Genomic DNA, 19152 nt, shown 5'->3' on the forward strand with positions numbered 1-19152 from the left:
TGGGGGACCATGACGGTGAGGGCCGGGCGCTGAACAATCTGGGGACGGCGTTGCAGCAGGTGCGGCGGTTCGACGAGGCCATCGACGCCCATCAGCAGGCGGCCGCCCGCTTCACGGAACTCGGCGACAACGAGGGTGAGGGCCGGGCGCTGAACAACCTGGGCATGGCGTTGCAGCAGGTGCGGCGGTTCGACGAGGCCATCGACGCCCATCAGCAGGCGGCCGCCCGCTTCACGGAACTCGGCGACAACGAGGGCCGGGTCCTGAACAACCTCGGCACCGCCCTGCAGTCACGGGGCCTGTGGCGGGTGCGCAAGGGCAGGGGCCAGGGCGACGCCAGGACCGATGCCAGGAGCGACGCCAGGGTGCACGGCGATCGGCTGGTGCCTCTTCTCATGGACGCTGCCGCTGCCGCTCCCCCGGCCTCCTCCGGCTCCTCGGCCCCCGCTGCCTTCTCGTCCGCGGAGCAGGCTCCGAAGGCGGAGGTGTACGCGCTCGCGCCCTCGGACGAGGCGCCGCCGGCGCCGGCCGACATCCAGGCGGAGACCAAGCGCTGGGGGCGCCGCCGGAAGGTCCTGGACCCCGTGCTCTCCGACGACCTGTAGGGAGGCGGGAGCGCGCCGTCAGCGGCCGCGGACGCCGAAGCCGTACACCGTCTCCGAGCGGTACACCTCGCCCGGCCGCAGTTCCGTACGGGGGAACTGCGGCCGGTTGGGGGAGTCCGGGAAGTGCTGGGTCTCCAGGGCGATGCCGTCGCCGGGCGCGAACGGGGCCGAGAGGTGGTCGGCCGTGTAGAGCTGGAGGCCCGGCTCGGTCGTCGCCACCGTCAGGGTCCGCCCGGACGCCGGGTCGTACAGCTCCGCCACCTCCTCCGGGTGGTCGGTGACCCCCTTGTCCAGGACGAAGTTGTGGTCGTAGCCCGAGCCGACCTTGCGGGCCTCGCGGAAGTCGAAGCGGGAACCGGACACGTGCTCCAGCACCCCGGTCGGGATCAGGTCCGCGTCGACCGGCGTGAACCGGGACGCGGCGAGCCGCAGCTCGTGCCCGCCGGCGTTGCCCGTGTCGTGGCCGGCCAGGTTGAAGTAGCTGTGGTTGGTGAGATTGATCACCGTCGGTGCGTCCGTCACCGCCTCGTACGCGATCCGCAGCGCGCCGGACGAGTCCAGCGTGTACGTCGCCGACACCTTCAGCCGGCCCGGGAAGCCCTCCTCGCCGTGCGCACTCACCCGGCTCAGCCGCACCCCGTGCTCGACCGGCTCGGCGTCCCAGACCCGCTTGTCGAAGCCGCGGTGGCCGCCGTGCAGGGAGTTGGGCCCGTTGTTCGGCTCCAGCGCGTACACCCGGTCGTCCAGCCGGAAGCGGGCGCCCGCGATCCGGTTGGCGTACCGGCCGACCAGGGCGCCGAGGTACGGCTCGGGATGCGCGAGATAACCGTCCAGTCCCGTGAACCCCAGCACCACGTCGGCCCGGCGCCCCTCGCGGTCCGGGACCTCGACCGACCGCACGATCCCGCCGTACGTCAGGATCTCCACCCGTGTCCCGGCACGCTCCAGCGTCCAGCGATGGACCCCGGTGCCGTCGGGAAGTGTGCTGAAAAGTTCGCTCATGTGGAAAACCCTAGGCGACCGGCGCTCTAGGCGACCGGACGGGGCGCGGTGATCGTCCGGTAGGCGATCGACGCGAGGCGGGCCTGGCCGTCCTTGCTCGGGTGGAACCAGTCCCAGTGGCTGAGCTGGTCGGTGCCGAAGTGGTAGTCGTAGACCGCGTTGCCGTCGAAGCGGCAGCGGCGGTCCTTGGCGCAGACCTCCTTCAGCACCGTGTTGTACTCCACCACCCGCTGCTGCACCTGGTCCCGGCGCAGGCTCGCCGCGCTGGTCAGGTCGTCCGCGTCGGCCAGCATCGACGGGCAGATCCCGAGTTTCCACACCTGCTTGCCCAGCGCGTTGGTCCGGCCCTGCGACCACAGCCGCTTGAGGTTCGGCACGCTCGCCACGTACACCTGCGTCTTGGGCAGCGACGTACGCAGCGTGCTCAGCGCCTCCTCGAAGTCCGCGCGGAAGTCGGCGACCGACGTCATCGCCGACGCCGACGCCCGGCAGGCGTCGTTCGCCCCGACCATCACCGTCACCAACTCCGGGTCGCGGGCGGCGGCCTGGGCCATCTGCTCCGGCAGGTCCGCCATCCGGGCCCCGGTCACCGCGTAGTTCCAGCTGCGCTCCGCCGCCCCGGTCACCCCGAGCAGCCGCATCGCCAGACTGTCCACCCCGGCGTCGCTGCCCGTCGCCCACGACACCTCGGGGCAGTCCGACAGCACCGTGCACGCGTCGAAGCCGCGCGTGATGGAGTCGCCGACCGCGGCGATCGAGTCCGGGCTGCGGTCCCACACCGGGGCGGGCTTCGCGGCCCGTGCCTTGGTGACCTCCGGCGCCGGGGAACCCCGGCCGACGGCGTCGCATCCGGCGAGGCCCAGCACGGCGGCCGCCATGACGGCAAGAGCCGCCCGCGTACGGCTGCTTCCCTTCCGCATCCCCTGGTGATCCCCTCGTCGTGGCTCCGGTGCTTCCTCGGGCTTCCTCGGTGCTTCCTCCCATGACAACGTGTGAGGGTTCCCGGCCGGGCCCGCCGGAACGGAGCACCCCCGTACAAGCGTCCCCCTGGGTGAATGGCGGCGGTTTCCTGGCACCGGGACCGACGGTACGTCACACTCCTTGCCCCGCCGCAGGGTAGCCTCGCCATCAACGCGGCCGTCGTGCCACTGCCGCCCAGCCAGTCCGCAAGATGTCCCGCTCTGCCCGGAGGTTCCGGTGACGACACGTGGAGTTCTGTACGTGCACTCCGCGCCGCGCGCGCTGTGCCCGCACGTCGAGTGGGCCGTCGCCGGGGTGCTCGGCACGCGCGTCAACCTCGACTGGATCCGGCAGCCCGCGGCCCCCGGCACCTGGCGCTCGGAGTTCTCCTGGCAGGGCGAGCCCGGCACGGCCTCCCAACTCGCCTCGGCGCTGCGCGGCTGGCACCTGCTGCGCTTCGAGGTCACCGCCGAACCCTGCCCGACCGCCGAGGGCGAGCGCTACAGCTGCACCCCCGAGCTCGGCATCTTCCACGCCGTCACCGGCATCCACGGCGACATCCTGATCCCCGAGGACCGCCTCCGCGCGGCGCTCCAGCGCAGCCAGCGAGGCGAGACCGACCTGGAGGCCGAGCTCTCCAAGCTCCTCGGCAAGCCGTGGGACGACGAGCTGGAACCGTTCAGATACGCGGGAGAAGGAGCACCGGTGCGCTGGCTGCACCAGGTGGTCTGAGCACAGGACATGCGGAAGGGCCCCCACCGGCTGGTGGGGGCCCTTCACTTGCGTTCTCAGACGGACCGGAACGCCAGGACCACGTTGTGACCGCCGAAGCCGAACGAGTCGTTCAGGGCGGCGATACGACCCTCGGGAAGGGTACGCGCCTCGCCCACGACCACGTCCGCGTTCACCTCCGGGTCGAGGTTGTCCACGTTGATGGTCGGCGGAGCCGTACGGTTCACCAGCGCCAGGATCGACGCCACGGTCTCGATACCGCCCGCACCACCGAGCAGGTGACCGGTCATCGACTTCGTCGCGGAGATCGCCATGTGGTCGACATCGTCGCCGAACACCTTGCGCAGCGCCTTGATCTCGGCGACGTCACCCTGCGGCGTCGACGTGGCGTGAGCGTTCACGTGCACGATCTCGGCCGGCTTGAGATCCGTGTTGTCCAGCAGGTTCTGCAGCGCGTGCGCGATGCCGTTGCCGGACGGCTCCGGCTGCGTGATGTGGTGGGCGTCCGCCGAGATGCCCTGGCCGACCGCCTCCGCGTAGATCCGCGCGCCGCGGGCCTTCGCGTGCTCCTCGGACTCCAGCACGATGACACCGGCGCCCTCACCGAGCACGAAGCCGTCACGGCCGGCGTCGTAGGGACGCGAGGCGCCCTGCGGGTCGTCGTTGTTCTTGGACATCGCCATCATGTTGCCGAACGCGGCGATGGGCAGCGGGTGGATGGCGGCCTCGGTGCCACCGGCCACGACCACGTCCGCACGCCCGGTGCGGATCATCTCGATCGCGTACCCGATGGCCTCCGCGCCCGAGGCGCAGGCCGAGACCGGGGTGTGCACACCGGCGCGGGCACCCAGCTCGATCCCGACGTTGGCCGCCGGGGAGTTGGGCATCAGCATCGGCACGGTGTGCGGGGAGACACGGCGTACGCCCTTCTCCCTGAGCACGTCGTACTGGTCCAGGAGCGTCGTCACACCGCCGATGCCGGAGGCGATCACCGCACCGAGACGGTCGGGGTTGACCGACGAGTCCTCACCGGCCTTCGCGGTGAAACCGGCGTCCTTCCAGGCCTCCTGAGCGGCGATCAGCGCGAACTGCGCGGACCGGTCCAGCTTGCGGGCCTGCGGCCGGGGGATGATCTCGCCCGGCTCGACGGCGATCTGCGCGGCGATACGGACCGGCAGCTCGGCCGCCCACTCCTGCTGCAGGAGGCTGACGCCGGACTTGCCGGCGACCAGGCCCTCCCAGGTAGAAACTGCGTCGCCACCCAGCGGTGTGGTTGCGCCGATACCGGTGACGACCACGGTGCGATTGGTCGGGCTCACGGGAATTCTTTCTCCAACGGATGCGGGATTCTACGGCGCCACCGCCGGGTGGCGGGGCCTTTCAGCCTTCAGGACCGAGGGTGGCTCAGGCCTGGTGCTTCAGGATGTAGTTGGTGGCGTCACCAACGGTCTTCAGGTTCTTGACGTCCTCGTCCGGGATCTTCACGTCGAAGCGCTCCTCGGCGGCGACGACGACCTCGACCATGGACAGCGAGTCGACGTCCAGGTCGTCGGTGAAGGACTTGTCCAGCTGGACGTCCTCGGTGGGGATCCCGGCGATCTCGTTCACGATCTCGGCGAGACCCGCGACGATCTCTTCCTGAGTGGCGGCCATGTCAGGCGCTCCTTCTTCGATATTCCAGACGGTATTACGGCGCCCGCCGCGCAAGCGGCAGGTGGTGCTGCTCCCGCACCGGATCGCATGATCCGGCACGGAGTGCCTAGGGGAGGGTAACGACCGTGGCGGCGTAGACGAGACCCGCCCCGAATCCGATGACGAGCGCGGTGTCGCCACTCTTCGCCTCCCCGGTCGCCAGAAGCCGCTCCATCGCGAGCGGGATCGAGGCGGCCGAGGTGTTGCCGGTGGTGCGGATGTCACGGGCGACCGTGACGTGCTCCGGCAGCTTCAGCGTCTTCACCATCGAGTCGATGATCCGCACGTTGGCCTGGTGCGGGATGAAGACGTCCAGGTCGTCCGGGGTGATCCCGGCCGCGTCCAGCGCCTGCTGGGCGACCTTCGCCATCTCGAACACGGCCCAGCGGAACACCGCCTGGCCCTCCTGCGTGATCGCAGGGAACTTGACGTTGCCCTGGCTGTCCAGGGGCAGCTGGGAGACGTCGCCGATGGCGAACCGGTCCCACGGGACGGTCTGCTTGATGGTCTCCGACTTGTCGCCCTCGGAGCCCCACACGGTCGGGCCGATCGCCGGCTCCTGCGCGGGGCCCACGACGACCGCGCCGGCGCCGTCGCCGAACAGGAAGGCCGTCGCCCGGTCCTCCAGGTCGGTCAGGTCGCTGAGCCGCTCCACGCCGATGACGAGCACGTACTCGGCGGAACCTTCCACCACCATGCCCTTGGCCAGGGTCAGGCCGTAGCCGAAGCCCGCGCAGCCGGCCGAGATGTCGAACGCGGCGGCCTTGTTCGTGCCCAGCTTGTCCGCGATCTCGGTGGCGACGGCCGGGGTCTGGCTGAAGTGCGAGACGGTCGAGACGACCACCGCGCCGATCTGCTCGGCGTCGATACCGGCGTCCGCGATCGCCTTGCCGGAGGCCTCGACGGCCATGGCGGCCACGGTCTCCTCGGGGCCCGCCCAGTGCCGGGTCTCGATGCCGGAGCGAGAGCGGATCCACTCGTCGGACGAGTCGATCTTCTCGAGGATCACCTCGTTGGGCACCACCCGGGTCGGCCGGTAGCCGCCGACACCGAGGATGCGCGCGTACGGGGCGCCCTTGCTGGGCCTGATCTTCGCCATGTACGGCTCCTTAGGCACCTGCGTGCTCGGAGATGAGCGCGCGGGCCGCGTCGAGATCGTCGGGGGTCTTGAGGGCCAGCGTCCGCACGCCGGGCAGCGCCCGCTTGGCCAGGCCGGTCAGGGTGCCGCCCGGGCACACCTCGACGAGCGCGGTGACACCCAGCTCCTGGAAGGTCTCCATGCACCGGTCCCAGCGCACGGGGTTGGCGACCTGGCCGACCAGCCGCTCCAGCACCTCGGCGCCGGTGGCGACGGCCTGGCCGTCCCGGTTGGAGACGTAGGGGACCTTCGGGTCGGCGGGCGTCAGCTCGACGGCGACCTTGGCCAGCGTCTCGACGGCGGGCGCCATGTGGTGGGTGTGGAAGGCGCCGGCGACCTTCAGCGGGACGACCTTGCGCACGCCCTCGGGCTTGTCCTCGTTCAGCGCGGCCAGCTGCTCCAGCGTGCCGGCGGCGACGATCTGGCCCGCGCCGTTGATGTTCGCCGGGGTCAGGCCCAGCCTCTCCAGGTGCGCGATCGACGTCTCGGGGTCGCCGCCGAGCAGTGCCGACATGCCGGTCTCGGTGATCGCGGCGGCGTCGGCCATGGCCAGACCCCGCTTGCGGACCAGGCGCAGCGCGGCGGTGTCGTCCAGCACCCCGGCGAAGGTGGCGGCGGTGATCTCACCGACGCTGTGGCCGGCGACCGCGCCCGGGGCGATCTCGGACATGTCACCCAGTGCCGCGGCGGAGAGGATTCCGGCGGCGACCAGCAGCGGCTGGGCCACCGCGGTGTCCCGGATGGCGTCGGCGTCGGCCTGGGTGCCGTAGTGGACGAGGTCCAGGCCGATGGCCTCCGACCACGCGGCGACGCGGTCCGCGGCACCGGGAAGGTCGAGCCAAGGGGTCAGGAAGCCGGGCGTCTGGGCGCCCTGGCCGGGAGCGACGAGTACGAGCACTCTCACACTCTCTCTTGGGGACGGGCACGGCCGCCCGTGGGGACAGGGACGAAGAACACGAAGGGGTTTTGTGGGCCCCCGACAAAACCCTATGCCTGGGCTTCACCATCGGCCAGACGCCCCAGGATGAGCGCGATCCGCAGTGTGAACGCGGATCGTACATCGGAGGGCGACCATCCGGTGACATCAGTCACACGTCGGAGCCGGTAGCGCACGGTGTTCGGGTGAACGAAGAGCATCCGCGCCGCGCCTTCCAGGCTGCTCGCCTGCTCCAGGTAGACACTCAGTGTTTCCAGCAGCGCCGAGCCCGCTTCCTCCAGCGGTCTGTAGATCTCCTCCACCAGCTGTTCGCGGGCGCTCGGATCGCCCGCGATCGCCCGCTCCGGCAGCAGATCGTCCGCCAGCACCGGCCGCGGCGCGTCCTGCCAGGCGGAACACGCCTTCAGCCCCGCGGCGGCGGCCTGCGCGGACCGCGTGGCGGCCAGCAGATCGGGTACGACGGGCCCCGCGACGACCGGCCCGGCGGCGTACGGCCCGATCAGCGACTTGGCCACGGCGAGCGGATTGGCGCTGCCTCCGGCGATGACCACGAGCCGGGCGCCGAGGACCCCGGTGAGCACCTGGAGCTTGGCGTGCCGGGCGGCCCGCCGGATGGCCTCGACGGTCAGCTCGCTGTCCCCGTCGGGCGCGGTCCCGAGCACCACGCACACATGCTCGGGCGAGTTCCAGCCGAGCGCGGCGGCCCGGCTGACGGCCCCCTCGTCGGCCTCCCCGCTGAGCACCGCGTTCACCACCAGCGACTCCAGCCGCGCGTCCCAGGCACCCCGTGCCTCGGCGGCCTGGGCGTAGACCTGGGCGGTGGCGAAGGCGATCTCGCGGGCGTACACGAGCAGTGCCTCGCGCAGCACGCTCTCGTCGCCGGGCGCGGCCACCTCGTCGATGGCGCTCTCCATGACCTCGATGGTGGTGCGCACCATCTCCACGGTCTGCCGCAGCGTGATGGCCCGGGTCAGCTCGCGCGGCGCGGTCCCGAAGACGTCCGTGGAGATCGCCTGCGGGGCGTCCGGGTGCCGGAACCACTCGGTGAAGGCCGCGATGCCCGCCTGGGCCACGAGCCCGATCCAGGAACGGTTCTCCGGGGGCATGGCCCGGTACCACGGCAGGGTCTCGTCCATGCGCGCGATGGCCTGCGCGGCCAGCCTCCCGGAGGACTTCTCCAGTCGCCTCAGGGTCGGGGCGTGCGGGTGGACGACGTGTGCTGCGGGATCGATGCGGTGGGATTCGGGTTCGGGCACGGGGACAAGACTGCCTTATCGGGACGCCGGGGTGCGCCGCCGGGTCGTGCTTGCCGGTACCGCGACCTCGCCGGTGCGTCGGCCGCGCGCTCGCAGTGGGCGGGCCCGTGCCGAGGTGCGGCTCCGCCGCCTGCCCACGACCGGCCGCCGTGGACCCGGTCCCACCCGGCCCGGCGGGTGGGCGCCCCCCGGCGGCTACCGTGGTGCCCGTGATGGACGTACGGCGCGCCGACGAGCGCTATCGCGGAGGGGACCCGGAGAGCGGCATCGCCTCCCGCCACGCCTTCTCCTTCGGCCCGCACTACGACCCGGACAACCTGCGCTTCGGTGCGCTGATCGCCTGCAACGAGGAGCGGCTCGCCCCCGGCGCAGGCTTCGACGAACACCCGCACAGCCACACCGAGATCGTGACCTGGGTGGTCGAGGGCGAGCTGACCCACCGGGACTCCACCGGTCACGAGACGACCGTCCGCCCCGGCGACCTCCAGCACCTCAGCGCGGCGGCCGGCGTCCGGCACGTCGAACGCAACGACGCCGGCGCCCCGCTGACCTTCGTACAGATCTGGCTGGCCCCGCTGACGCCCGGCGGCACCCCGTCCTACGCACTGGTCCCCGGCATCGCCGACTCCACGCCGTACGCCGTCCCCGCGGCCGGCGCCCTGCTGCACGTACGCCGCCTGGCACCGGGGGAGCGCGCCGCCGTGCCGGACGCCGCGTACGTCTACGCGCACGTGGTGCGCGGGGACGTACGGCTGGCCGGCGAGGACCTGCGCCCCGGTGACTCCGCGCGGATCACCGGGGCGACGGACCTTCAGGTGGAGGGGGTCACAGCGGCCGAGCTGCTGCTGTGGGAGCTGACCCGCTGACCGGTGCTGCGGCCGCTCACTCCACGGTCTCGGGCTCCTCGGCGTTCCGCCACACCGTGATGTCCACCGTCATGTAGTCGCCGAGGTCGGACTTGGGGGCGGTGCCCTGGAAGGTGACCAGGGCGATGTGGCCGGACGTGGTGTGCACGCACAGCTGGGAACCCCGGGACAGCTGGGAGAGCTTGGCCTCCTGCGCGTACCGGGTCTCGGCCCGGCACGTGTCGAGCGAGCCCTGCTGCGCGTTGTTCAGCAGGACGATCTTCTCGCCGCTGCTGCCGAGGACCTTCTCGTCGCCGAAGCCGTTGGTCTCGTAGAAGAGGTCGGCGTCGTCGACGTACCGGGCGCCGGTGTCGTCGTACAGCGGCTTGGGCGGCGAGTCCGCGAACCGCACGTAGTAGTTCATCGGGATGTCGATGCCCTTGAAGGTGATCGGCTCGGGGTCGGGCCGGGCCGAAGGGCTGCCGGAGCCGGTGTCCGAGCCGGAGCCGGAGGCCGAGCTCGAGTCGGAGCTCGCGCCGTGCGCGGCCGAGCCCTTCGCGGAGTTGCCGGTGGCCTTGTCCTTCGTGTCGTCGCCGAGCGTGCTCAGGTAGAAGGCGCCGCCCCCGCCGGCCAGGACCGCCGCCACGACGACCGCGGCGATCACCCCGACCCGGTTCTTGCGCCGCGGCCGGGGCTGGGACGGCGGCTGCGGCTGGGTCTGCGGCTGTGCCCCGGGCCAGGGAGCGGCCGGGGAAGCGGCGGCCGGCGGGTCGTACGACCGCGGCGGCGCCGGTGTGTGCGGTGCGGCCGCGGTCGGCGCGGTGTGCGGCGCGGCCGCCGTCGGCATCGCGTGCGGCGCCGGCTGGTCGACCCGGGTCACCGGCGCGGTCGGCGGCGGTGCCGGTACCGCCGCGGTGGGGTGGCCCGCGGGCGGCGTGGCCGGCGGTGCCGGTATCGCGGTGGCCGGCTGGGTCACGGGCGCGGTCGCCGGTGGCGGCGGTACCGCCCCGGCGGCGTGGGTGACGGGCGCGGTCGCCGGCGGCGCCTGGGTGGGTGGGGCGGGCTGGGCCGCCAGCGCGGCGGATGCCGAGACACGCCGGGTGATCTGCGTGCCGATCGCCTCCGGCAGCCACTCGCCGGACTGGCGCAGCCCGCCGGGCGACGCCTCCTGGCACAGCGCGATGACCTCGGCCGGGGACGGGCGGTCCGCCGGGTTCTTCGCCAGGCAGCGGGCGACGAAGCCGAGCGCGTCCGGCAGGCCGGTGAGGTCGGGTTCCTCGTGGACGATGCGGTACAGCACGGCGTGCGAGGGCCCGTCGCCGTACGCGCCGGCGCCGCGGGCCGCGAACGCGGCGACCTGGCCGAGCGCGAACACGTCCGAGGCGGGCGTGATCTCCTTGCCGGCGGCCTGTTCCGGCGACATGAAGGCGGGGGTGCCGATGGAGACGCCGGTACCGGTGAGGGCCGTGGCGTCGGTGGCCCGCGCGATGCCGAAGTCGATGACGCGGGGGCCGTCGCCGGCCAGCAGCACGTTGGACGGCTTCAGGTCGCGGTGCACGATGCCCGCGCCGTGGATGACCGACAGCGCCTCCGCCACGCCCGCGACGAGCAGCAGGAGCGTGGGCACCGGGAGCGGGCCGTGCTCGGCGACGGCCGCGGCCAGCGAGGGGCCGGGCACGTAGGCGGTGGCCAGCCAGGGCCGTTCGCCCTCGGTGTCGTAGTCGATGACCGGCGCGGTGTAGAAGCCCTGCACGCGCTGCGCGGCCTGCACCTCCTGCCGGAACCTGCGGCGGAACTCCGGGTCCTCGCTCAGCTCCGGCCGGATCGTCTTGAGGGCGATCGGATGCCCTCCGGGGGTGTACGACAGGTACACCGTGCCCATGCCGCCCGAACCGAGGCGCGCCGCGAGCCGGTAGCCCGCCACCGCCTGTGGGTCACCGCTCTCCAACGGCCGGAACTGGCCGTCGCCCTGAAGCCCGCCCATCACTCTCCCCCGATGCCTGTGCCCGAATCTCGTTGTGCACGGGGGAGGTTATCGGACAGGGCTCACCGTACGCCGCGTGACTCCCGAAGCAGCGCGTCCGTGAGGACCGGCCACGCCTCGACCGCCCAGGGCCCGAACGACCGGTCCGTGAGCGCGACCGCGGCCAGCCCGGCGTCCGGGTCGATCCACACGAACGTACCGGACTGCCCGAAGTGCCCGAAGGTGCGAGGCGACGACGAACCGCCCGTCCAGTGCGGCGACTTGGCGGCGCGGATCTCGAAACCGAGCCCCCAGTCGTTCGGGTTCTGGTGGCCGTACCCCGGCAGCACCCCCTTGGTGCCCGGGTACTGCACGGTCATCGCCTCCGCCACCGTGCGCGGGTCCAGCAGCCGCGGCGCCTGCACCTCGGCCGCGAACCGCAGCAGATCCGCCACCGTCGAGACACCGTCCTTGGCCGGCGAGCCGTCCAGCGACGTCGCGGTCATCCCCAGCGGCTCCAGCACGGCCTGCCGCAGGTACTCGGCGAAGGGGATCTCCGTCGCCTTGGCGATGTGGTCCCCGAGCTGCTCGAACCCGGCGTTGGAGTAGAGCCGGCGCTCCCCGGGCGGGGCCGTCACCCGGTGCTCGTCGAAGGCCAGCCCGGAGGTGTGCGCGAGCAGATGGCGCACCGTCGACCCGGGCGGACCGGCGGGCTCGTCCAGCTCGATCGCGCCCTCCTCGTACGCGACGAGCGCCGCGTAGGCCGCCAACGGCTTGGTGACCGAGGCGAGCGGGAAGCGGTGGTCGACGGGTCCGTGCGTCCCCAGGACGGTCCCGTCGGCTCGTACGACGCCCGCCGCGGCGGTGGGGACGGGCCAGTTCTCGATCAGCGCCAGGCTCTGCAACGACATGCCGGCGAGCCTATGCGGCTCACAGCTCCAATCGCATCGAGGGGTCGGGCTTGCGCACGAAACCCAGCGAGGCGTACAGCGGCTCGGCCGCCGCGGACGCGTTGAGGTCGACCTGCCGGGCGCCGCGCGCGCGGAACCACTCCAGCAGTCCCTCCATGCACGCGCGCGCGTAGCCGCGCCGCCGGGCGTCCGGGTCGGTCGCCACACTGAAGACGTGGCCGACGCGCCCGTGCGGGTTGCCGGTCCTGCCGATGCGGTACTCCAGTGCGCCGGCCGCCAGCGCCGCCAGCGCCCCCGGCCGGTCGGGACGGTCGACGACGAAGGCCACGAAGTCCCCGTCCTCCTCGGCGAGCCGGTCCCGGAGCGTGGGCAGGGACTCGGCGTGCCAGTCGGTCGGGCCACCCCCCGACTCGAACATCGCATCGATCATGACCTGCCGCAGCCGCAGCACTTCGGGGGCATCCGCGGGCAGGGCCCGGCGCACAAGACTCATGGGCCGCACGGTAATCACCGGCCCCGGACGGCGTCCTGCCGATTTCTTGACCGGGTCCTGCTTGCTTGGAGTGCACTCGAAGGCCATAGCGTGGAGGCATGACGGTGATGCAGACCACGCCAGCGGACACCACCACCACGACCCCCGCCGACATCTGCTCCGCCCCGCCCCGGCGCCATCCACGCCCCGACGGCCAGGACCGCTACACGATCAGCGAGGTCGTCGCGTTCACCGGCCTGACCGCACACACCCTGCGCTGGTACGAGCGGATCGGCCTGATGCCGCACGTCGACCGCTCGCACACCGGCCAGCGCCGCTACAGCAACCGCGACCTGGACTGGCTGGACTTCGTGACCAAGCTGCGGCTGACCGGCATGCCGGTGGCGGACATGGTCCGGTACGCGGAGCTGGTGAGGGAGGGCGAGACCACGTACACGGAGCGGCGGGACCTGCTGGAGTCGACCCGCAGGGACGTCCTGGCCAGGATCGCGGAACTCCATGACACCCTCGCCGTCCTCGACCGGAAGATCAGCTTCTACTCGGCGGGGGCGGTGACGTCCTAGACGGCGGACGCTACAGCTCGGCCAGCAGCTCCGCCTTCTTCGACGAGAACTCGTCATCCGTCACCAGCCCGGCCCGGTGCAGCTCGCCGAGGTGCCGGATCCGCTCGGCGATGTCGGCGGGATCACGACGGGCCGGCACCGGCACCGCCTGCGTCGGCCGGGTCCGCACCGCCGCAAGCACCGCCGCGGCGAACGGCAGCGACTCGTGCACCGGCCCGTACCCGAGCCCGAAGACCACCGATGCCGGGTCCTGGTCGGGCTGCGTCGGCCTGCTGGAGCCGGGCTCCCGCGGAAGCAACCGCAGATGGCCCTCGAAGACCTCCGGCGAGCGCCACTCCACACCGCTGAGGTCGGCGACCGGAAAGCTCTGGTCGCCGGCCTTCCACTTCGCCGAGGACGCCCCGGTCCAGGACCAGCGGAACTGCACGGACGTGCCGTCGAAGGACGCCTTGCCGTCGTACGCCTTGAACTGCCGGGGCGCCTCGGGCGCCGCGACCAGGTGCCGTTCGCAGGGGCCGGACTCGGTCAGCAGCCTCTTCACCTCGTCGGCGTAGTACTCGGCGAGGGTCTCCCGCTCGGCGGGCAGGACCAGCCGGTAGGGGTCGGAGCCCTCTTTGAGCTGACCGGCCGCCGCCTCCATCAGCGGGTCGGCGCCGGCGCGGGGCACCAGGTGCAGGGCGACGGTGCCCCGCTTGCCCGGCGTGAGCGTCACGTCCTCGATCGCGGACAGCGGGACACGCCGTTCCCCGAGCGCCTGGAAGAGCCTCGGTGTTCGAATCCCCCGTTCGTAGCGGATGAGCACGGAGTCGGACTCGAACTCCCAGACGGCATGAAAACCCGCCAGTACGTCACCCATGCGGCTCATCGTATGCGGCACGTGCTCCTCCGTCGCCACCCGCGCAGACCGCACTTCCTGCTGTTTCTACGCGCGTCCGGCCGTCGTGGTGCCGGGCAGACCGGCCCGGCACGCATCGTTCTCCCGAGCGCACGTCACCGCGTCGTACGCGCCCACCCCGACCTCGGCGAGGTTGCGCAGGCTGTCCGTACCCGGCTGGAAGTAGCCGGCGTGTCCTTGCGCGTCGCGCGCGGACAGCACCCGCGCGCCGAACGCCGAGGACACCGGATCGGCCCCGTGCCCGAGCCCGCCCAGCTCCAGGTACGGAACGTCCTGGATCCAGTCGGTGGCGTCACGCATGGCCCACACCCGGGCCGTGGTGCCCAGGTGGGACGCCTTGGTGACCCGCATGCCGGGGCTCGCGGCCACCGCTATGTCGGTCACCCGGCGCGGCACGGCGTGCGCGGCGACCCCGCAGACCACGGAGCCGTAGCTGTGGCAGACCAGCGCCACCCGGGCGCGGCCGGGCAGGGCCCGCAGCAGGCCGTTCAGCCGTACGGCGCCCTCCTCGGCGCGCAGTCCGGTGGCCGCGTCCACGCCGAGCCCGTCGGGGGAGGTGTAGTCGGCCCAGGCGATCACGGCCGCACGGGTCGTGGGGCTCGCCGCGCGCTCGGCCGCGTACAGCGCCTTCGCCATGCCGACCGGGGCGCTGTACTTGCGGGACGTCCGCTGGAAGGTGAGCAGATCGGTGTCGACACCGGGGACCACCACCGAGATCCGCTCCGCCCGGTCGAGGCTGCCGAACACCTCGGCGACCCGGCCCGAGCCCTGGGGGTCGAAGGCCAGGATGTGCCGGGCGGGGTCCAGCAGGGACGCGTAGCGGCTCATGCGCCGGCCCGCGTCCTGCTGTCCGGCCACGCTGAGCCGGCTGTCGTGCATGCGTTTCTTCTCGACCTTGCGTGCCTGCTCCAACGCGATGTGGTTGGCCTTGTAGCGCAGGGTGGCGGGGGCGCCGTTCATGTTGCCGACCGCGAGCGGGTAGCGGTGGGCGAGACGGTCGCGGTCCTTGTGGGTGAGCGAGGCGAAGAAACGGGTGAGCCGCGTCGGGTCGGACGCGGGGTCCGGCAGGGGAAGGCCGTGGAGGCGGCCGTGCTCCCACTTGGCGAGCGAGGCCTGCAGAGCTGTCGACTCCCGCTGACTGCGCAGGGCGGTCCAGCCGGTGGTCGCGAGCATCACGAACACCACGGCCAGTGCCAGCAGTGCGCGCCAGACGTTGAGTTGCGGGGAGGTGTCGAAGGAAGTCACTGGGAGGACACACTAGGAGAACGGGAGGGTCTCGAGGTAACCGAGTGACAGGGATCACGTTTTGGTGAGCGCCGAACGCTTTGCCGGCGATCCACCGGACGTCCGGTCGGCCGATCTCGGAGACGCCTTGCCAACGGCCTCAGGTGCTGCGCCAGTTCCCGGTGAGCGCGGAACCCACCTGATCGAGGTGCGACGCGGTGAGTGCGCGCATCGCCTCCAGGCTGACGTCCTCGCCCGTGCTCCACTGCCGTTCGGTGACCCTTATCACCCCGCCGAACACGGCCACGGCCAGCCGCGGCCGCGGGTCGGTGTCCACGTCGACGCCCTCCCGTTCGGCCAGCAGCCGCGCGATCGTCTCCTCGGTGGCGGCCGAGCGGCGCAGATGGGCGGCGAGCAGCGCGGGCGTCGACTCGATGGTCCGGTACATGCGCAGGTACAGCTCGACCGGGACGGCCGACTCGACGGTCTCCCGGATCGCGTCCCAGCCCTGCATCATCGCCTGCCGCAGGGCCTCCATCGGCGCCTCGTGCGGCGGGCGGGCGCGCACCGCCGCCACGAAGCGCGCCTCCGTCGTCGCCTGGACCGCGAAGGCGGCGTCCTCCTTGCCGGCGAAGTAGCGGAAGAAGGTGCGCTGCGAGACGTCGGCGGCCTCGGCTATCTCGTCGACGGTCGTGTGCTCGTACCCCTGGGTGGTGAACAGTTCGAGGGCGGCCCGCAGCAGTGCTTCCCGGGTACGCCGCTTCTTGCGCTCACGCAGCGTCTCCATGGCCTCTCTTCCGTGAACGTTCCACCAGTTCAGCCTATGTGCCGGTGTCCTGTCAGTTACCGACTTGTGAATTGGTTTGTCAATTGTCAGTGGCTGTCACTAGCCTCGACGGTATGACTAGTCAGACCGCCATCGACGCCACCGGGCCGGGGGGCAAGGCACCGGCGGCCCCCTCCGAGCCGACCCCGGCCGCGGGGCTGCGCGGCCATCCGTGGCTCACTCTGCTCACCGTCGCCGTAGGGGTCATGATGGTGGCCCTCGACGGCACCATCGTGGCGATCGCCAACCCGGCGATCGCGAAGGACCTGCACGCGAGCTTCTCCGACGTGCAGTGGATCACCAACGCCTACTTCCTCGCCCTCGCGGTCACCCTGATCACCGCGGGCAAGCTCGGTGACCGCTTCGGCCACCGGCAGACCTTCCTCGTCGGGGTGGTCGGCTTCGCCGTGGCCTCCGGCGCCATCGGCCTGTCGAACAGCATCGCCGTGGTCGTCACGTTCCGGGTCTTCCAAGGCCTGTTCGGCGCGCTGCTGATGCCGGCCGCGCTCGGCCTGCTGCGGGCCACCTTCCCGGCCGAGAAGCTCAACATGGCGATCGGCATCTGGGGCATGGTGATCGGCGCGTCCACCGCCGGCGGCCCGATCCTCGGCGGCGTCCTCGTCGAGCACGTCAACTGGCAGTCGGTGTTCTTCATCAACGTGCCGGTCGGTGTGCTCGCGCTCGTGCTCGGCCTGCTGATCCTGCTGGACCACCGCGCCGAGAACGCCCCGCGCTCCTTCGACGTGCCCGGCATCGCCCTGCTCTCCGGCGCGATGTTCTGCCTGGTGTGGGCGCTCATCAAGGCGCCGGCCTGGGGCTGGGGCGACGGCAGGACATGGCTGTTCATCGTCGGCTCCGTCGTGCTCTTCGGCCTCTTCGCCCTCTGGGAGACGAAGGTCGCGGAACCGCTGATCCCGCTGGGCCTGTTCCGCTCGGTCCCGCTGTCCGCGGGTGTCGTCCTGATGGTCCTGATGGCCATCGCCTTCCTGGGCGGCCTGTTCTTCGTGACGTTCTATCTCCAGAACGTCCACGGCATGAGCCCCATCGACGCGGGTCTGCACCTGCTGCCGCTCACCGGCATGATGATCGTCGGCTCCCCGCTCGCGGGCGCCGGGATCACCAAGCTCGGCCCCCGCGTCCCGCTGGCCGGCGGCATGGCCGTGACCGCGATCGCCATGTACGGCATGTCGACGCTCGACGCAGGCACCGGCAGCGGCGTGATGTCCGTCTGGTTCGCCCTGCTCGGCCTCGGCCTCGCACCGGTCATGGTCGGCGGCACCGAGGTCATCGTCGGCAACGCGCCGATGGAGCTGTCCGGTGTCGCCGGCGGTCTCCAGCAGGCGGCCATGCAGATCGGCGGCAGCCTCGGCACCGCGGTGCTGGGCGCCGTGATGGCCTCCAAGGTCGACAGCGACCTGCCCGGCAACTGGGCCGACGCGGGGCTGCCGAAGCTGCCCCCGGCTCAGCTGGACCAGGCTTCCGAGGCGGTCCAGGTCGGTGTGGCCCCGGTGGCCAAGGGCACGCCGGAGCCGATCGTCGCGAAGATCACCCAGGTGGCCCACGACACCTTCATCTCCGGCATGAGCCTCGCCTCCCTGGTCGCCGCGGGCGTGGCGGCGGTCGCCGTCCTCGTCGCGCTGCTCACCAAGCGGGGGGCGAACGCGGAGGCGGGCGCGGGCATGGGCCACATCTGACCCGCGGTCTCCTGCCTGCTCACGGGCGGAGTTCGCCTATCAGGGTGACTCCGCTAAAGATTCCTCGCGCTCGGCGCGCGCCGCAGGTCACAGTGGGTCAAGTCCTCCGCAGGGCATGGGAGGACGGCGGGCCGTGGCGCGCGCTGCTGGAGGGGGGCAGCGCGCGCAGGTCTGCCCCGGCGGAACCGGGGTACCCGCACACCGAAGCCGAACTGTCCATGAGTCTCGGGGAGTTGATGATGGCAGGCTTCGGGCACGGAACGCGCGGGTACCCCCGGTCACGTGGCCGGACGTGGCAACGGACCGGGCCGGACCGTGCGACGCTCGGGATCATCGGAGCCATCTGCGCGGTGGCCGGCTTCTTCGCGCTGGGCATCGTCCTCGGCCCGGTCGCTATGTTCTGCGGCTGGCAGTCCATGGGCCGCAGGTGGTCCAACGACCGCAACGTGCCGGCTCTGGTGGCCCTGATCCTGGGGGCCATCGACACGTTGCTGGCCGTCGTCGCCCTGGCGGGCGCGGCCACCTGGAGTCACGGCCTGCTGTAGCCGACGGCGCTCGCCGTCGCGCAGGGGCCCGCCCAGCGGCCGCGGACGCGCGGGGGCTGGTCGCGCAGTTCCCCGCGCCCCTTCGGGGGCCGCCCGGCCACGGCGCCGGATGTCGAGGTCAACGCCGCTGTTCCTGTCGCTGGGCCAACCGGGCCACCTCCGCCCGCAGCAGGCGAACCTCCTCGGCCAGGGAAGCGATCGCCTCCGTCTGCCGGCGCTCCTCCACGTCGTCCTTCTCGAACCGCGCGATGAACCACGCGGCGATGTTCGCGGTCACCACACCCAGCAGCGCGATCCCCGACAGCATCAGGCCGACCGCGATCATCCGCCCGAGACCGGTCGTCGGCGCGTGGTCCCCGTACCCCACGGTCGTCATCGTCGTGAACGACCACCACACCGCGTCACCCAGCGTCCGGATGTTCCCGTGGGGTGAGTCCCGCTCCACGGACAGCACCGCCAGCGACCCGAACATCAGCAGCCCCACCACGGAACCGACGACGTACGTGGTCAGCCGGATCTGCGGAGCCATCCGCGCCCGCCGCCCCACCAGCAGCAGCGTCGACACCAGCCGCAGCAGCCGCAGCGGCTGCAGGAGCGGCAGCACCACGGCGCACAGGTCGAGCCAGTGCCGCCGTACGAACTCCTTGCGCCGGGGCGCGAGGGCCAGTCGTACCACGTAGTCCACCGCGAACGCCCCCCACACCACCCACTCGACGCCCGTGCAGGCGGCCGTCAGCGAGTAGCCCGCGGATCCGTCCACGATCGGCACCGCGTACGCGACCGCGAACGCCACCGCCAGCGCGAGCAGGGGCCGTTGGGTGTGCCGCTCCCACCTCGCCTGGGCCGACAGTTGTTCCATGACCGCAATCGT

General features: G+C 72.0%; 21 protein-coding genes. 6 read left to right on the top strand and 15 right to left on the bottom strand.

Features of this window, described 5'->3' with window-relative positions; genetic code table 11:
- Positions 1 to 605 (top strand): tetratricopeptide repeat protein (locus ACGFRF_RS29360; protein ID WP_393744986.1); only part of this gene is annotated, 605 nt, incomplete at its 5' end.
- Positions 606 to 623: 18 nt separating this feature from the next.
- Here ACGFRF_RS29360 and ACGFRF_RS29365 read toward each other — a convergent pair.
- Both ACGFRF_RS29365 and ACGFRF_RS29370 read right to left on the bottom strand, forming a co-directional pair.
- On the bottom strand, positions 624 to 1607 hold the full coding sequence (locus ACGFRF_RS29365) for an aldose epimerase family protein (RefSeq protein WP_393744988.1): 984 nt from the start codon (positions 1605 to 1607) through the stop codon (positions 624 to 626).
- A 26-nt stretch (positions 1608 to 1633) separates the two neighbouring features.
- A complete protein-coding gene (locus tag ACGFRF_RS29370; protein ID WP_393744990.1) occupies positions 1634 to 2527 on the bottom strand; it encodes an SGNH/GDSL hydrolase family protein in 894 nt (297 codons plus the stop codon).
- Between the two features lie 277 nt (positions 2528 to 2804).
- Between ACGFRF_RS29370 and ACGFRF_RS29375 the strand changes: the two genes are divergently transcribed.
- Positions 2805 to 3299 (top strand): DUF3145 domain-containing protein, encoded by a 495-nt coding sequence (locus tag ACGFRF_RS29375; protein ID WP_393744992.1) that lies wholly within the window; start codon positions 2805 to 2807, stop codon positions 3297 to 3299.
- Between the two features lie 56 nt (positions 3300 to 3355).
- Here the strand turns inward: ACGFRF_RS29375 and fabF are convergent, their stop codons facing one another.
- The 5 genes from fabF to ACGFRF_RS29400 all read right to left on the bottom strand — a co-directional run bounded on the left by fabF (position 3356) and on the right by ACGFRF_RS29400 (position 8322).
- A complete protein-coding gene (gene fabF, locus ACGFRF_RS29380) occupies positions 3356 to 4618 on the bottom strand; it encodes a beta-ketoacyl-ACP synthase II (RefSeq protein ID WP_393744994.1) in 1263 nt (420 codons plus the stop codon).
- 85 nt (positions 4619 to 4703) lie between these two features.
- Complete coding sequence (locus ACGFRF_RS29385) at positions 4704 to 4952, bottom strand: acyl carrier protein (protein WP_133921367.1); 249 nt, start codon at positions 4950 to 4952, stop codon at positions 4704 to 4706.
- 106 nt (positions 4953 to 5058) lie between these two features.
- Entirely contained in the window at positions 5059 to 6090 is a 1032-nt protein-coding gene (locus tag ACGFRF_RS29390; RefSeq protein WP_393744996.1) for a ketoacyl-ACP synthase III, read from the bottom strand.
- A 10-nt stretch (positions 6091 to 6100) separates the two neighbouring features.
- Positions 6101 to 7027, bottom strand: coding sequence for an ACP S-malonyltransferase (locus ACGFRF_RS29395; protein ID WP_393744998.1), 927 nt, complete (start codon positions 7025 to 7027; stop codon positions 6101 to 6103).
- Positions 7028 to 7116: 89 nt separating this feature from the next.
- Positions 7117 to 8322, bottom strand: coding sequence for a PucR family transcriptional regulator (locus ACGFRF_RS29400; protein ID WP_393744999.1), 1206 nt, complete (start codon positions 8320 to 8322; stop codon positions 7117 to 7119).
- 212 nt (positions 8323 to 8534) lie between these two features.
- Here ACGFRF_RS29400 and ACGFRF_RS29405 point away from each other — a divergent pair, with 212 nt between their 5' ends.
- Complete coding sequence (locus tag ACGFRF_RS29405) at positions 8535 to 9188, top strand: pirin family protein (RefSeq protein WP_393745132.1); 654 nt, start codon at positions 8535 to 8537, stop codon at positions 9186 to 9188.
- Positions 9189 to 9204: 16 nt separating this feature from the next.
- Here ACGFRF_RS29405 and ACGFRF_RS29410 read toward each other — a convergent pair whose 3' ends face one another.
- From ACGFRF_RS29410 to ACGFRF_RS29420, 3 genes are all read right to left on the bottom strand, one after another.
- Positions 9205 to 11151, bottom strand: coding sequence for a serine/threonine-protein kinase (locus ACGFRF_RS29410; protein WP_393745001.1), 1947 nt, complete (start codon positions 11149 to 11151; stop codon positions 9205 to 9207).
- Between the two features lie 62 nt (positions 11152 to 11213).
- Positions 11214 to 12041 (bottom strand): serine hydrolase domain-containing protein, encoded by an 828-nt coding sequence (locus ACGFRF_RS29415; protein WP_393745003.1) that lies wholly within the window; start codon positions 12039 to 12041, stop codon positions 11214 to 11216.
- 19 nt (positions 12042 to 12060) lie between these two features.
- Complete coding sequence (locus tag ACGFRF_RS29420) at positions 12061 to 12534, bottom strand: GNAT family N-acetyltransferase (RefSeq protein ID WP_393745005.1); 474 nt, start codon at positions 12532 to 12534, stop codon at positions 12061 to 12063.
- 98 nt (positions 12535 to 12632) lie between these two features.
- Between ACGFRF_RS29420 and ACGFRF_RS29425 the strand changes: the two genes are divergently transcribed.
- Positions 12633 to 13097 carry a MerR family transcriptional regulator gene (locus ACGFRF_RS29425; RefSeq protein ID WP_393745007.1) on the top strand — a complete coding sequence of 155 codons (465 nt, stop codon included), beginning with the start codon at positions 12633 to 12635 and terminating at the stop codon, positions 13095 to 13097.
- A gap of 10 nt (positions 13098 to 13107) precedes the next feature.
- On the opposite strand, the gene ACGFRF_RS29430 is transcribed toward ACGFRF_RS29425, so the two are convergent.
- From ACGFRF_RS29430 to ACGFRF_RS29440, 3 genes are all read right to left on the bottom strand, one after another.
- On the bottom strand, positions 13108 to 13953 hold the full coding sequence (locus ACGFRF_RS29430; RefSeq protein WP_393745009.1) for a DUF4429 domain-containing protein: 846 nt from the start codon (positions 13951 to 13953) through the stop codon (positions 13108 to 13110).
- A gap of 66 nt (positions 13954 to 14019) precedes the next feature.
- Entirely contained in the window at positions 14020 to 15237 is a 1218-nt protein-coding gene (locus ACGFRF_RS29435) for an alpha/beta hydrolase (protein WP_393745011.1), read from the bottom strand.
- A gap of 139 nt (positions 15238 to 15376) precedes the next feature.
- Complete coding sequence (locus ACGFRF_RS29440) at positions 15377 to 16003, bottom strand: TetR family transcriptional regulator (protein ID WP_393745013.1); 627 nt, start codon at positions 16001 to 16003, stop codon at positions 15377 to 15379.
- A 113-nt stretch (positions 16004 to 16116) separates the two neighbouring features.
- Between ACGFRF_RS29440 and ACGFRF_RS29445 the strand changes: the two genes are divergently transcribed.
- Both ACGFRF_RS29445 and ACGFRF_RS29450 read left to right on the top strand, forming a co-directional pair.
- Entirely contained in the window at positions 16117 to 17736 is a 1620-nt protein-coding gene (locus ACGFRF_RS29445; protein WP_393745015.1) for an MFS transporter, read from the top strand.
- A gap of 239 nt (positions 17737 to 17975) precedes the next feature.
- Positions 17976 to 18281 (top strand): small hydrophobic protein, encoded by a 306-nt coding sequence (locus tag ACGFRF_RS29450; RefSeq protein ID WP_393745017.1) that lies wholly within the window; start codon positions 17976 to 17978, stop codon positions 18279 to 18281.
- Here the strand turns inward: ACGFRF_RS29450 and ACGFRF_RS29455 are convergent.
- Together ACGFRF_RS29455 and ACGFRF_RS29460 are read right to left on the bottom strand one after the other, a co-directional pair.
- Positions 18266 to 18403, bottom strand: coding sequence for a hypothetical protein (locus ACGFRF_RS29455; RefSeq protein ID WP_393745019.1), 138 nt, complete (start codon positions 18401 to 18403; stop codon positions 18266 to 18268). The two genes, ACGFRF_RS29450 and ACGFRF_RS29455, sit on opposite strands and share 16 nt — an antisense overlap.
- A complete protein-coding gene (locus tag ACGFRF_RS29460) occupies positions 18400 to 19140 on the bottom strand; it encodes a potassium channel family protein (RefSeq protein WP_393745021.1) in 741 nt (246 codons plus the stop codon). Before ACGFRF_RS29460 ends, ACGFRF_RS29455 begins: the two co-directional genes overlap by 4 nt.
- Between the last annotated feature and the right edge of the window lie 12 nt (positions 19141 to 19152).

Origin of the sequence: Streptomyces sp. NPDC048521 (assembly GCF_043199855.1) — a bacterium.
Lineage (GTDB): Bacteria > Actinomycetota > Actinomycetes > Streptomycetales > Streptomycetaceae > Streptomyces.

Excerpts from the sequence above, each read along its gene's own strand:
- ACGFRF_RS29365 (WP_393744988.1), bottom strand. The coding sequence starts at position 1,607 with ATGAGCGAACTTTTCAGCACACTTCCCGACGGCACCGGGGTCCATCGC.
- ACGFRF_RS29370 (WP_393744990.1), bottom strand. The coding sequence starts at position 2,527 with ATGCGGAAGGGAAGCAGCCGTACGCGGGCGGCTCTTGCCGTCATGGCG.
- ACGFRF_RS29385 (WP_133921367.1), bottom strand. The coding sequence starts at position 4,952 with ATGGCCGCCACTCAGGAAGAGATCGTCGCGGGTCTCGCCGAGATCGTG.
- ACGFRF_RS29390 (WP_393744996.1), bottom strand. The coding sequence starts at position 6,090 with ATGGCGAAGATCAGGCCCAGCAAGGGCGCCCCGTACGCGCGCATCCTC.
- ACGFRF_RS29405 (WP_393745132.1), top strand. The coding sequence starts at position 8,535 with ATGGACGTACGGCGCGCCGACGAGCGCTATCGCGGAGGGGACCCGGAG.
- ACGFRF_RS29410 (WP_393745001.1), bottom strand. The coding sequence starts at position 11,151 with ATGGGCGGGCTTCAGGGCGACGGCCAGTTCCGGCCGTTGGAGAGCGGT.
- ACGFRF_RS29415 (WP_393745003.1), bottom strand. The coding sequence starts at position 12,041 with ATGTCGTTGCAGAGCCTGGCGCTGATCGAGAACTGGCCCGTCCCCACC.
- ACGFRF_RS29420 (WP_393745005.1), bottom strand. The coding sequence starts at position 12,534 with ATGAGTCTTGTGCGCCGGGCCCTGCCCGCGGATGCCCCCGAAGTGCTG.
- ACGFRF_RS29425 (WP_393745007.1), top strand. The coding sequence starts at position 12,633 with ATGACGGTGATGCAGACCACGCCAGCGGACACCACCACCACGACCCCC.
- ACGFRF_RS29430 (WP_393745009.1), bottom strand. The coding sequence starts at position 13,953 with ATGGGTGACGTACTGGCGGGTTTTCATGCCGTCTGGGAGTTCGAGTCC.
- ACGFRF_RS29440 (WP_393745013.1), bottom strand. The coding sequence starts at position 16,003 with ATGGAGACGCTGCGTGAGCGCAAGAAGCGGCGTACCCGGGAAGCACTG.
- ACGFRF_RS29445 (WP_393745015.1), top strand. The coding sequence starts at position 16,117 with ATGACTAGTCAGACCGCCATCGACGCCACCGGGCCGGGGGGCAAGGCA.
- ACGFRF_RS29450 (WP_393745017.1), top strand. The coding sequence starts at position 17,976 with ATGGCAGGCTTCGGGCACGGAACGCGCGGGTACCCCCGGTCACGTGGC.
- ACGFRF_RS29460 (WP_393745021.1), bottom strand. The coding sequence starts at position 19,140 with ATGGAACAACTGTCGGCCCAGGCGAGGTGGGAGCGGCACACCCAACGG.